This window comes from Lampropedia puyangensis (assembly GCF_004833285.1).
In the GTDB taxonomy this organism is placed as follows: Bacteria; Pseudomonadota; Gammaproteobacteria; order Burkholderiales; family Burkholderiaceae_C; genus Lampropedia; species Lampropedia puyangensis.
In genome coordinates this window covers 45878-59083 of record NZ_STFG01000009.1, presented here as the reverse complement: position 1 = coordinate 59083, position 13206 = coordinate 45878, and the positions used below count along the sequence as shown (strand labels likewise).

11 protein-coding genes and 1 tRNA gene are annotated in these 13206 nt (G+C 51.1%); 9 read left to right on the top strand and 3 right to left on the bottom strand.

The annotated features are described in order from the left end of the window. The first annotated feature begins 34 nt into the window (after positions 1 to 34). From E9531_RS09650 to E9531_RS09615, 9 genes are all read left to right on the top strand, one after another. A complete protein-coding gene (locus tag E9531_RS09650; RefSeq protein ID WP_158291754.1) occupies positions 35 to 517 on the top strand; it encodes a hypothetical protein in 483 nt (160 codons plus the stop codon). Positions 518 to 684: 167 nt separating this feature from the next. Continuing rightward, on the top strand, positions 685 to 3120 hold the full coding sequence (gspD, locus tag E9531_RS09645; RefSeq protein ID WP_158291753.1) for a type II secretion system secretin GspD: 2436 nt from the start codon (positions 685 to 687) through the stop codon (positions 3118 to 3120). A gap of 69 nt (positions 3121 to 3189) precedes the next feature. Further along, positions 3190 to 3624, top strand: a complete 435-nt coding sequence (locus tag E9531_RS09640; RefSeq protein ID WP_136573549.1) for a hypothetical protein — start codon at positions 3190 to 3192, stop codon at positions 3622 to 3624. A 277-nt stretch (positions 3625 to 3901) separates the two neighbouring features. After that, positions 3902 to 5206 carry a hypothetical protein gene (locus E9531_RS17780; RefSeq protein WP_244610061.1) on the top strand — a complete coding sequence of 435 codons (1305 nt, stop codon included), beginning with the start codon at positions 3902 to 3904 and terminating at the stop codon, positions 5204 to 5206. After that, positions 5203 to 7446 (top strand): indolepyruvate ferredoxin oxidoreductase family protein, encoded by a 2244-nt coding sequence (locus E9531_RS17775; RefSeq protein ID WP_244610060.1) that lies wholly within the window; start codon positions 5203 to 5205, stop codon positions 7444 to 7446. Before E9531_RS17780 ends, E9531_RS17775 begins: the two co-directional genes overlap by 4 nt. A 232-nt stretch (positions 7447 to 7678) precedes the next feature. Continuing rightward, entirely contained in the window at positions 7679 to 8464 is a 786-nt protein-coding gene (locus tag E9531_RS09630) for an alpha/beta fold hydrolase (RefSeq protein WP_136573548.1), read from the top strand. 17 nt (positions 8465 to 8481) lie between these two features. Next, positions 8482 to 9414, top strand: a complete 933-nt coding sequence (locus E9531_RS09625; RefSeq protein ID WP_136573547.1) for a 2-hydroxyacid dehydrogenase — start codon at positions 8482 to 8484, stop codon at positions 9412 to 9414. 209 nt (positions 9415 to 9623) lie between these two features. Continuing rightward, positions 9624 to 10574: a LysR family transcriptional regulator gene (locus E9531_RS09620; RefSeq protein WP_136573546.1), complete on the top strand. Its 951-nt coding sequence runs from the start codon at positions 9624 to 9626 to the stop codon at positions 10572 to 10574. Between the two features lie 127 nt (positions 10575 to 10701). After that, the gene (locus E9531_RS09615) at positions 10702 to 11442 is read left to right on the top strand and encodes a magnesium transporter CorA family protein (protein WP_136573545.1); all 741 of its coding nucleotides are present in this window, start codon (positions 10702 to 10704) and stop codon (positions 11440 to 11442) included. A 117-nt stretch (positions 11443 to 11559) separates the two neighbouring features. Here E9531_RS09615 and E9531_RS09610 read toward each other — a convergent pair. The 3 genes from E9531_RS09610 to E9531_RS09600 form a co-directional block, all read right to left on the bottom strand. After that, positions 11560 to 11636, bottom strand: a tRNA-Met gene (locus tag E9531_RS09610). A gap of 25 nt (positions 11637 to 11661) precedes the next feature. Further along, positions 11662 to 12057 carry a 50S ribosomal protein L17 gene (rplQ, locus tag E9531_RS09605; protein WP_136573544.1) on the bottom strand — a complete coding sequence of 132 codons (396 nt, stop codon included), beginning with the start codon at positions 12055 to 12057 and terminating at the stop codon, positions 11662 to 11664. A 99-nt stretch (positions 12058 to 12156) separates the two neighbouring features. After that, positions 12157 to 13146 carry a DNA-directed RNA polymerase subunit alpha gene (locus E9531_RS09600; RefSeq protein WP_136573543.1) on the bottom strand — a complete coding sequence of 330 codons (990 nt, stop codon included), beginning with the start codon at positions 13144 to 13146 and terminating at the stop codon, positions 12157 to 12159. Positions 13147 to 13206: the final 60 nt, after the last annotated feature.

Sequence of the window (13206 nt, the reverse complement as noted above, 5' to 3'; positions counted from 1 at the left end):
ACCTGCCCCACTGATCCCTGATTACTCCTCCGCTTTGGAAGGCGCCGAACTGCCTGGTCAGCTTAAAGCAGACCAGTACCCTTCTATCGTTAGCCAGCCTCTCTTTGAGAGTGATCGCCAATGGCCAAAACCTGCCCCGAAAGAGGAGAAGGCACCAGAGCCTCAAGCCCCTGTCAAAGATGCGCTTGATGGCATAGTCTTGCAAGGTATTTATGACCAAGCGAGCTCTGGTATGGCCATCTTCTCAGTTGAAGGCAAAAGCCATCGCTTAAAAGTGGGTGAATCGTACGAAGGTTGGACCTTAAACAAAGTGGAACCTTTGTCTGCTAGTTTCAGCCATGCCACGCACGGTGAAAAATCTGTCGAATTGAAACGAAAAATCATTCCTGATGAAGCCAAGCAATCTAGTGAAACTTCTTCTAGGTCACAAGGCTCCAACACGCCAAAAGTAAATCAAAATACGCCGCCTTCAAGGCCTGCTCCAGCAAGAAGAAGTGCGCCAGTGGGACTGCTCTAAAAGCCAAAGCTTTGTTTGCAAGTGATTTTCCCACCACACTCAGCCGCTAGTATTCAGGTCTGATTCCGTCTATTCTTTGATATGTCTCAACGTCTTTCTTTTTTCTCCCATTGCATGACACATTCGAGCCGCAACTTCAAAAAAATACCCTCTGGATGTGTTTGGCCGTGGCTTTCAGCCAAGCAGCCTGTACGCAGGTAGGATTGCAGGCTGACTCTCAGGATCAGGCTCTGGCAGTCCAGCATGGCAACTCTGAAGATGTTCAGTCCTGGCAAGGCACGGTCATGAACGTCGCAGGCGATGCGCCGCTAGCCAACCCGGCTTTAGGCGAGAGCAAAAAACAAGGCACTGAAGACGACACGCCACCCGAACCAAAAATTCGTATTTACGAAGGTACCGGTGTGACGCTTAATCCCCCTAAGAGGTCGGTTGCATTGGCTGGAGAGGCCGGGGAATTTAACTTTGAAGAAGCCCCCATCACAGAGGTCGTGCACGTGATGATGGGCGAAATCCTCAAAGCCGATTATGTACTGCACCAGCCAATTACCGGCACATTAACACTCTCCACCCGCAAAGCGGTTTCCAAAGATACGGCCATGTCGTTATTGGAAACAGCCTTACTCGCCAACGGGCTCCTGATTGCTCAGGACAGCCGCGGCTTTTACCACATCGGCAAGCCCGAATCATTGCGTGGCATTGTCCCAGCTCCGAGAATGGCTGGGGCAAGTTACGGTCCTTTGCCTCCAGGTTACGGCATCGTTCTGATGCCACTGGAATTCATTGGCGCTGCGGAGATGGCAGAAATTCTCAAGCCAGTCATGACCGAGAACTCATTGCTGCGGGTTGATCCTATCCGCAATATGCTGGTCTTAGCAGGAACGCGCCCTCAAGCAGAGGGCTGGCTCGACCTCGCGAAAACGTTTGATGTAGACATGCTCAAAGGCATGTCTGTCGGCATATTCCCGCTGAAATACGCCACCGTGTCAGACGTTCAAGCTGCCTTGCAATTGGTTGCTGGCGGCACCTCTGCTACTGAAAGCTCGCCTGCTGGTGGTGCTGCACCAGGCCAACAAGGGAACCTGACTCCACAACAGCGCGCTGCCCAACAAAGGGTCCAGCAGCAAACCAGCCAGGTGCGCCAACAAGCTGGTGGTGCGGCTGGCGCACAACAAAGCACACCTGCATCCCCTCAAGTCCTGCCGGTTTTGGGATCGTTACGCGTTGTTCCCCTTGAGCGGCTCAACAGTCTCATGGTCATCACCCCACGTTCGCAGTACTTGGAGCAAGTCAAAACGTGGATTGAACGCCTAGACCAACCCAACGACAGCACTGAGCCACAGCTCTTTGTCTATCCCGTTCAAAACGGCTCGGCGGCACATTTGGCCCAAGTATTGGGGGGCATTTTTGGCGGCAGTAGCGCAGGCGGCACCACAGCCAATACAGGCGTTGCTCCCGGGCTTGGCAATAACAGCATGCAGTCCAGCGGTTTCAACAACAATTTCAGCAGTGCCAGCAACCGCTTCGGTTCAAGTGCAGGTTTTGGTGGTAGCTCATCGTTTGGGAATACTGGAACCAACAATAATCAGCAAAATACCATTAATACATCACCTGTAGCGATGGACTTAGGCACCGCAAGGGTGATTGCAGATCCTTTGAACAATGCGATTTTGGTCTGGGGAACACGACCTGAGTTTGAACGCATAGAAGCCACGCTGAAGCGTTTGGACAAGCAACCGGTTCAAGTGCTACTTGAAGCCAGCATTGTGGAAGTCAAATTAACAAACGACTTGCAATATGGATTACGATGGGCGTTCAATGGGGGGGTTGAAGGATACCGAGGAGAAGGAGGCTCACCCAGTTTGGCTGGTCTCGCCCCAGCAGCTGCAGTCCAGCAAAGCTTAGGGGGAGGTGCTTTCACCTATGCCTTATCAAAAGGGGAACGCGTTGCTGCCATGCTCCAAATGCTAGCGTCTCGATCTCTTGCAAAGATGTTATCTAGTCCTTCATTGCTAGTTCTGGACAACCACACTGCAGCCATTAATGTTGGGGATCAGATTCCCGTTGCAGTACAAACAAACCAGTACAACAACACAACCAACGGAAACACCTCTACCAATTACCAGTATCGAGATACAGGTCTTGCGCTACAAATCACTCCATCTGTGAATGCCGGTGATCTGGTAACACTAACTGTCGATCAGAACCTCTCTGATATTGGCTCAAGCAACTATGCTGGAGGCAACCCAAGCTTCACGCAGCGACAAGTCTCAAGTAAAGTGGCTGTTAAGTCTGGCGAACCTATTGTCTTGGGCGGGCTGATTAAAGAAAACACAAACAATAACAACGAAGGTATTCCTGGCCTTGTTGACATTCCGGTTGCGCGCCATGCTTTTGGCTCAACCACCAATAAAAATGAGCGCACAGAACTTTTAGTCATCATCACGCCAACCGTCATTCGCTCTAACGATGAACTGCGTGATGCTGGCAACGAACTACGGGACCGTATGCAAGACTTGATGCGCACCCGGGTTGAAGAAATCAAGCGTGGAGGCCCTGTGCTGCCCGGCGAAGAAGACTTGGTTGATTTGATTCAATCTAAATAATTGACCCGCCCACAGCAATCGATAGCTGCATCATGCACTCTTTATATTGATCCATTTTGGGAGAATCCCATGAAGTTATTTTCAACAAAACATTTAACCGTGGCTACAGCAATCGCAGCAGCCTTATTGGCAGGCTGCACCACTCAGCAAACAGATGACAGACCACCAGAAGACATCGTCAAGACTCGCTCTACCGAGCACTGGCAAGCTTTGATGAATCTAGATTTTGATAAAGCCTACACATACTTGGCGCCCAGCGTCAAAACAGTATTGTCTGCAGATGGTTTCAAACGTCGTTTTTCAATTAACCCTCGTCAAAAAGGCAGTCCTTGGAAAAAAACGGAAGTCCGCTCTGTAACCTGCGCAGATAAAGAAACTTGCCAAGCCAAGGTGTTTGTTGAAGCACAGCCATACATCCCCCAATTCAAAGGCATGTCCACAACCACCGTGACGGATGAACAGTGGGTTTACCAAGACGGCCAATGGTGGCTATATATGAAGTAAGAAAAGTCTATTTTTTAGCCATCTTAGAAACAGGCGATGCTATTTTCACTTGCATCGCCTGTTTTTTTATGATGCCTACATACGATTCACATCAAATGCTCAGATGAGCCAATAATGTGTTCAATCACCATTCCTATACCTTTATTGTGTTTGCTTGACGTCAACAAAACAAAATCATTGCAACATACGCAATGATCAACAACAATTAATTCATTGGACGCACCAATCAAACTTTTGCAGAATGTCTCTTACCACGATAAAGCGATAGGAGACAAACATGACGCAGGTAACACCGCGTCCAGAGACTACGCTGGAAGACAAATACACCGCGCAAGACCAGTGGGTGTATATGACAGGCATGCAGGCGCTGGTGCGTCTGCCTTTGCAGCAGCGCTCTCTTGACGAAGCTAAAGGCTGGCATACCGCTGGCTATATTTCAGGCTATCGCGGCTCCCCCATGGGCCGCTATGACATGGAACTGTGGGCAGCGGAGAAAACCTTGCAAGAAGCGAATGTGGTTTTCCGCCCTGGTTTGAATGAAGATCTAGCGGCTACTGCGATTTGGGGTAGCCAGCAAGTGGGTAATTTTGCTGGTGCGCAAGTTGACGGTGTATTCGGAATTTGGTACGGCAAAGGGCCGGGCGTTGATCGTTCTGGCGATGTATTGAGGCATGCCAACTTGGCAGGTACATCACCAAAAGGGGGCGTAATCTGCCTAGCTGGGGATGACCACGGCGCAAAAAGTTCTACGGTTGCGAACTTCTCCGATCCGATTTTCATGGCCGTAGGGATCCCGATTCTGTATCCCTCCAATACACAAGAGCTACTGGACTATGGGCTGCACGGCATTGCCATGAGTCGCTATAGCGGTTGCTGGGTGGCACTCAAAGTGGTGACCGATGTCGTTGAAGGTGGCGGCACTGTACGCGTGAGTCTGGATCACCCCAACATTCAAATACCAGAACATGCGCCGATGCCTGCTGATGCCCATGGCAAAGGGGTGCATATCCGCGCAGTAGACATGCCTCTACAGCAAGAAGCTCGGCTCTACAACTTCAAAATACGGGCTACGCTGGACTACGCACGCGCCAACGGCCTTAACCGGATTACGGTCCATCCTCAAACTGCACATGCCACGATTGTGGCTGCAGGGAAAGCTTGGCAGGACGTTCAACAAGCCTTAGCCCAACTGGGCTGGAGTGCCTCGGTCTTAGAAAGCGCAGGCATTCGCCTTGTGAAGATTGGCATGATTTGGCCGCTGGATTCAGACATCATCCGCGCGGCAACTGCAGGCGTTAAAACCATCGTCGTGGTCGAGGAAAAGCGGCCGATTTTGGAAGACCAGATACGCACGATTTTGTACGGACAAGCCAGCGCCCCTGTTGTGATTGGCAAGCACTTCTCTGGCAGCGTTTTCGATTCGCAAAGAGGTCCTGTAGCATTTCCTGATATGGGCGAAACATCACCGCCAATGGTGGCCACCGTGTTGGAACAAGTGCTTGCCGCTTATGTCACAAACACTACATCAACACCATCAACGCCACCTCAGTCGCAAACCAGCCCAGCGGAGGCGCACGCATGAACAAACCACAACGCAGCCCCAGTTTTTGCTCAGGCTGCCCCCACAACAGATCCACCAAAGTTCCACAAGGCAGCCGCGCTTTAGCAGGCATTGGCTGCCACACTATGGCGATGTTGGCCGATCCTTTGACCACGACTACCGTGTCGCACATGGGAGCAGAGGGTGTCATGTGGCTAGGGCAACAGCCTTTCACTTCAGAAAAACACGTTTTTGCCAATTTGGGCGATGGCACTTTTTCGCATTCTGGCTTTTTGGCTGTGCGCCAAGCCATTGCTGCCAAGGTCCCCATCACCTACAAAATCCTGTACAACGGATTTGTTTCCATGACTGGGGGACAATCGGTTGAAACAGGTTTAAGTCCGCAGCAAATTCTGGCTGGTCTCGCCGCAGAAGGCATTCAGAAAATGGCCGTTGTGACCGATGAACCAGAGAAATACAAAGAGGTGAACTTGCCTGCAGGTGTCCAAGTGCACCATCGCTCTGAGCTTGATGCGGTTCAGCGCACATTTCGCGAATACCCTGATGTCTCTGTCATTTTGTACGACCAGCCTTGCGCCACGGAACGCCGCCGCTTGCGCAAACGCGGCAAGTGGCATGACCCGGCCAAGCGCAGTTTCATCAATCCAGCTGTGTGCGAAGGCTGCGGCGACTGCGGCAAGGCCTCCAACTGCATGTCCATTGAGCCGCTGGAAACACCGCTGGGTCGTAAGCGCCGCATCAACCAAGGCACATGCAACAAAGACTTCACCTGCATGGAAGGCTTTTGCCCCAGCTTTGTCTCAGTTGAAGGGGGACAGCTCAAGAAAAATGCCTCACAAAAAGCGGCTCCGTCCCTCGCTGTTGGACGCGAATGGCAAGGAGACTTACCACTACCCACCATTACAGCCTTACAGCAACTGCATAGTGTGCTGATTGCCGGTATTGGCGGCACTGGCGTTGTCACCATCGGACAAACACTGGCGATGGCAGCGCACATCGACGGTTATTTCAGCTCGAACCTGGATGTCACAGGGTTAGCTCAAAAATATGGCGCAGTGCATTCACATGTGCGCTGGGCACCAGCCCCCGAGATGCTGCATGCCACGCGCATTGCCAAAGCAGAAGCGCATTCGCTCATCGGTTGCGACTTGATTGTGGCGGCCTCAGATGACTCCATCACCAAGCTCCATCCACAAGCAGGTGCCGCCGTTGTTTGCACCGATGTGATTCCGACTGCTGAATTTGCGCGCAACCCAGATTGGGCCGTCAATACACAGCAATTGAGCCAACTGTTCGATGGGCAGTTTGGAGAACGTGCGTTGCTGCTTGAAGGACAACGTCTGGCAACAACGCTGATGGGAGACCCGATTGCAGCCAATATGTTCATGCTCGGCGCAGCATGGCAACTCGGGCATATTCCGCTGAGCCTGCAGGCCATTGAACGGGCCATCGAACTCAATGGCGTAGCAATCGCGATGAACAAGGAATCCTTCACATGGGGACGCCGCGCTGCGCATGATCTGGCCCAAGTGGAAGCGATTGCGCTATCTAAAACCCCTCGCAACGTGATTCAATTTGTTCCTAGGCAACAGCAAACCTTGGAGCAGACCTTAGCACACCGCCGCGAACACCTGAAAGCGTATGGCTCGCCAGCCTTGCTGCAACGCTACGAAAACATGCTGGCGCAAGTGCAATCTGCTGAAGCTCGCCTAAACATGGGCAATGCTCTGAGTGCGGCAGTAGCGCACAGCTACCACCGCTTATTGGCGGTTAAGGATGAGTGGGAAGTTGCTCGCCTATACAGCCACCCAGACTTCAGCGCAGCATTGAACGCACAATTTGAAGGTGACTATCGACTGAAAATTCAACTGGGTGTATGGCCGTTCGCGCGCCGAAATAAAGCCACCGGCGCCATCGAAAAAGGCGAAGTGGGAGACTGGATCCTGCACGTATTCAAGTGGCTATCTAAAAGCCGTAACCTGCGTGGCTCATGGCTCGACCCTTTCCGCTGGAGTGCTGAGCGCAAGCTCGAACGTGCGTTGCGTGCCGAATACGAAGCAGATATTCAGCGCCTACTTTCTGAGCTTGATGCAGACCGCTTGCCACTGGCTATTCGCATTGCACAGTGGCCAGACGCAGCCCGAGGTTATGGCCATGTCAAGGAAGCACAAGCACGCATTGCACGCAGCAATCGCGAGCAATTCTGGCAACAGTGGCACGCCAATGCACAAACGCAGCCTATAGCAGCCAAAGCGGCATAACACGATTGAGCGGGAGAAAAGCACCAGTAAGCTTCCCTCCCTGCATTGGCCATGATAGGAAAACCGCTGGCGTGATGCCATGTCACCAATGCAGCAGCGGTCCCTGTTGCACGTTGCTGTTTGAGGTTTAAATGACCCGGCCGCACTGTGGGGTGTGCGTTCATGCCAATGAACAGTTCTCAAGACTGAATCGCTTACGCATTTGTGAAAAGAAAAAACAAGGAGACAACCTATGCCCTATGCCAGCATCAACGGCCAACGGCTGTATTTCGAGGATACCGGTGGAGACCAACCTGCGATTATTTTTTCGCATGGTCTGCTCATGGACGGCGATATGTTCGCACCACAAATAAATGCTTTACATGAACAATGGCGCTGTATCACTTGGGATGAGAGAGGCCATGGCAGAACTGCCAACGGCCAATCCGAGCCGTTCACTTACTATGACTCAGCCAATGATGCAGTCGCATTGCTTGATCATCTTGGCATCGAACAAGCCGTCTTTGCAGGTATGTCCCAAGGAGGGTACCTTTCGCTGCGCGCCGCACTGCGTCACCCCTCCCGTGTGCGTGCATTGGTGTTGATTGATACGCAAGCACTCCCAGAAGAAGCCCACAAAATGGTGGGGCACAAAAAGCTGATTGAACAGTGGGCTACAAGTGGCCTCTCAGACCCAGCAGCTCAAACCATTGCGCATCTCATTTTGGGCGATGGCTGGCCCTCTTCTGGGGAATGGATGGACCGCTGGAAACGCATGCAAGTGGGCGATCTTCTGCAGTGTTTTCAAACCTTGGCTGCACGCGATGACATCAGTGACGCCATTCATGCAATCCAAGTACCCGCGCTAGTCATCCATGGCACGCAGGATTTGGCCATCGACATCACCCGTGCGCGCACCATGGCCCAATCGCTCAGAAATGCAGTCTGGGCTCCTATCGAAGGAGGCGGACATGCCCCTAACCTGACGCATCCAGAACCGGTCAACCAAGCCATTTCTGATTTTCTCAAAACACTTTAAAGAAACAGGGGCGGCGCATGCAACCAACCATTGCCATTGCATTCAAAATTCCCGAAGACATTCTCAGTGGCCTGCGCACTTGGGCTCATGTTGTTGAACACCAGGATGCAACAGCATTGCCTGCATCTCAGTGGCAAACGCGCCTCAACCAGGCTGATGGTGTGTTGATCAGTGTATTCAATCCAGTTTCTGCAGATCAGTTGACCCATACTGCGGCTCTGCGAATGATTTCATCTGTAGGCGTGGGCTTGAACCACATCGACCTGAAGGCATGCCAAGAAGCCAAAGTGCATGTCGCCAATACCCCTGGTGTGATCAATCACCCAACAGCAGACCATGCATTTGCACTGCTGCTGGGCGCCTCACGCAATGTCGTTGGAGCCGATCGCCTGGTACGCGCAGGTCAATGGACGCAACCAATCGCCCCCATGATGGGTATGGATGTGCATCATCGTCGCATCGGTATTGTGGGCTTTGGAGGCGTTGGCCAACAAATTGCCCGCCGAGCGATTGGTTTTGATATGCGCGTGCACTATCACCAACGCCATCGCTTACCTACAGCGCAAGAGCAGGCACTTCAAGCCACATACACGCCACTAAGCGAACTACTTCAAATATCTGATTTTGTGGTTCTACAGGTGCCCTACAACCCTTCTACCCATCATATGATCGGCGCGCGCGAACTTGCATTGATGCCAAAGCACGCGATGCTGGTCAACACGGCACGAGGAGGCGTGTTAGATGAAGACGCTCTGGCCGATGCTTTAGAGCAAGGCCGCATTGCTGGAGCGGCATTGGATGTCTTTGAAAATGAACCCCATATCAACCCGCGTTTGCTACAGGCACCCAATCTGTTATTGACCCCCCACTTGGGTAGTGCAACGGCAGCAACCCGTCACGAAATGATCAGCATGGCCGCGAACCATTTGCATCAATTCTTCAACGAGTAATTTCAAATACGCAAAAAAACTACCGGCAAGTACGCGGCAAAACAGTACAAACTGCGCATGTGCAGTGGGGGTGCAGTCTTAATAGCAACCTAGTACCAACATCTACGTAACCTCATGAAGCTGAGTGCAGCAGCCACTTACGCGACAGTTCTCCGATGCGTTTTATGAATTAATTCATGGTTAACCATGCAATTAATTCATAAGCATCCATGCACCCCACCTTAAAAGAACTGCAGCATTTAGTGCTACTAGCCGAAGAGCAGCACTTTGCCAGAGCTGCAAAGCGTGCGTTTTTATCGCAGTCTGCATTCAGCCGCAGCATCAGTGCACTGGAAGAAACGCTCGGTCTCAAACTATTTGACCGTGGTTCACGTCATGTTCAGATTACGGCAGATGGAACCCGAATCGTTGCCATTGCAGCACGTCTGCTGTCCACTGCCAATGATCTCAGCCACGAAGCCGAACTCCTTCGCTCAGGCGAAGGAGGCGACATAGTGTTAGGTGCAGGCCCCTACTCCAGTGTTCTGGTCATGGCCCCTGTATTGGCGCTAGCACAGCAACAGTTGCTGAAAGTGCGCATTCGCTTAGAAGTTGACCACACGCAAGCGTTAGTGCACAAATTGATAGAAGAACAAATTCATTTCTTTGTGTCTGACATCAAAGAGGTTCCCCAAGAAGGCCCCTGTGTAGTGGAACCATTAGGCAGTTACCATGGCGCCATCTTGTGCCGCAGCAACCATCCACTTGCCCAGCAAAAACAGATCACACTGCATCAACTGCTCCATGAGCGACTCGCATCGGTGCACCTTCCTAGCCCCATTCGCACGGCACTAGAAAAAGCCTTCAATGCCGCAACAACAAAACCACTCAATATCGCATTTGAATGTGAAAGCGTGGCGGTCTTGAAGGAAATCACGCTGGCCTCTGACTATCTGCTCATCGCACCACCAGCACTGTTTTCTCGTGAAATAGAAAACGGTGACATTGTCGAATTAAAAGTGGTTGAATTTGAGCAACAAGCAATAAATCCGCTGCAAGTCAATATAGGTCTTGTGCAACTAGCTGCCAGAACGCCCACTTCAGCCATGCGCATGCTTTTGAACATTGTTCAAACCCACGTAAAAGCAACACTTAGTAATGGAGGCCAGCAATCCTTATGATCTGCGCCACAAATCTTGAAGTATTTTCTGCTCAAGCATGCCATTGACTTCACAGCCCGCTTCCTGCATGTGATCATGGCAAAAGAGTATTGAGAGCAAGCTACCCATGGCTGGATTTAGGAGTCATATGACACGCCGAGAACGTTACAAATGGCCGGTCTCAGAAGCAATTACACGCCGCCTTGGAGCGGCCAGTTTTGGTGCACAACGCGCCATCTTTGAAGACGGTCAGTTGCTGCTGGTACTGCACGCACCACCACAGGCAAGCAAAGCCCGAGACCATGAAATATTTTTGCGCCTGCCTGACAATGAACCACAAGGCCAATGGCTCTACAAAGGCCAAAAAGGTGGCCAACGTGTGCTAGAAGAACTGCTATTGCGCTACGAGAAGGAGCTCAGTCGCCTAAGCAATGCGCTCGATATTGCAGAGAATGCAGCCGCGCTTTTTTCGATTATTGGTGACTGCATACCTATAACACGCGCAGCCGTTAACCTGCAAAAGACCATGGAAGCAGGGCGCAATGCAGTAAAAGAAGACCAATGGTTGATCGACCAACGAGACAAAGCAGTAGAAATTGCACGTAACTTCGAGTTGTTGCTTGCCGATGCAAGACTGGATCTCGACTACAAACTCGCACAAGCTGCAGAGCAGCAAACACGGGCTACAGAAGCAGTTATCCGCGCACAGCGAAAGCTCAATACGATTGCTGCACTGACCTTCCCGGTCATGGCACTTGGGGCCGCATGGGGAATGAATTTACAGTCTGGCTTGGAAGCGGCAAACCCAGCGCTGTTCTGGCTGGTCATTGTCATCGGCATTTTATTGGGTCTCGTAGTGCGTCTGTGGATTAAACAAGACGAGAAATAAGCCACATCACACCTGCCAAGAAGATCAGAAACTCACCTTTGGCCCAATAAGCCTGAATCCAATTAATTTGAATTGGAAGACATTAAAAAAGCCCGCTAAAGCGGGCTTTTTTATATTTGGTTGCGCGAGGAGGATTTGAACCTCCGACCTTTGGGTTATGAGCCCAACGAGCTACCAGACTGCTCCATCGCGCGGTAAGCCGTTAGTATAACACTAAATTCAGACTTCAGCGGAAGTTTCTGCTGTATTTTCAGTTTCTGGACGATCAACCAATTCCACCAGGGCCATTGGCGCGTTATCACCAACACGGAAACCCATTTTCAAGATACGTGTGTAGCCACCAGGACGTGTATTGAAACGTGGGCCCAGCACGGTAAAGAGTTTGGTCACGGAATCACGATCACGCAAACGATCGAAAGCCAAACGGCGGTTAGCAACGCTATCAACTTTTGCCAAAGTGATCAGCGGCTCCACCACACGGCGCAGCTCTTTTGCTTTAGGCAAAGTAGTTTTGATCAGTTCATGCTGAATCAAAGAGTTGCTCATGTTGCGCAGCATCGCCAAACGGTGTGAGCTGGTGCGGTTTAATTTACGTAAGCCATTACGGTGTCGCATAGTGTTTCCTTTTTAAAAATAACCACGGGCCGTATCAGGTACCCGCAGGTGCAACAAGAATTGTTTTTTGGTACAAGCGTTGCCTACACCAAAATGTGATTATTCCAAACCAGCTGGTGGCCAGTTTTCTAACTTCATACCCAAAGTCAAACCACGAGAAGCCAAAACTTCTTTGATTTCGTTGAGCGACTTGCGGCCCAAGTTAGGCGTTTTGAGCAACTCGTTGTCAGTGCGTTGAATCAAGTCACCGATGTAATAGATATTCTCTGCCTTCAAGCAATTGGCCGAACGCACAGTCAACTCCAATTCATCAACCGGACGCAACAAAATCGGATCAAAGGCAGCAGCATTGCGACCACTAGATGGCGCTTTGTCAAACTCAGACAAATCGTTGTCATCCAACTGCGCAAACACCGCCAATTGTTCAACCAAAATCTTGGCTGAGGTACGAACAGCATCTTCTGCCGTGATAGCACCATTGGTCTCGATTTCCATGACGAGCTTGTCCAAATCGGTACGCTGCTCAACACGGGCATTCTCAACGGTATAGTTCACGCGCAAGACAGGCGAGAAAGACGCATCTAAAACAATACGGCCAATCGATTTGGTCGACTCATCAGCAAAACGGCGGATAGTACCAGGAACGTAGCCGCGCCCTTTCTCCACCTTGATTTGCATATCCAATTTCGCACCTTGAGACATGTGGGCGATCACATGCTCAGGATTCACAATTTCCACATCATGCGGAGTTTGGATATCAGCGGCAGTAATTACACCTTCGCCTTCTTTACGCAGGCTCAAAGTCACTTCATCACGGTTGTGCAGTTTGAAGACTACACCTTTGAGGTTGAGCAAAATGCTGACAACATCTTCTTGAACACCATCAATGCTCGAGAATTCGTGCAACACCCCAGCGATGGTCACCTCTGTCGGCGCATAACCAACCATAGAGGAGAGCAACACTCGGCGCAACGCATTACCCAAGGTGTGACCGTAACCACGCTCAAAAGGCTCGAGTTCCACTTTCGCGCGATTAGTGGTGATTTGTTCAACGCTGATTGTCTTGGGCTTTAGCAAATTGGTCTGCATATGTACTTCCTATCAATACCCCCGGCTCGTTACACCGGTAAGGCTGGTGAAGCGAATAAA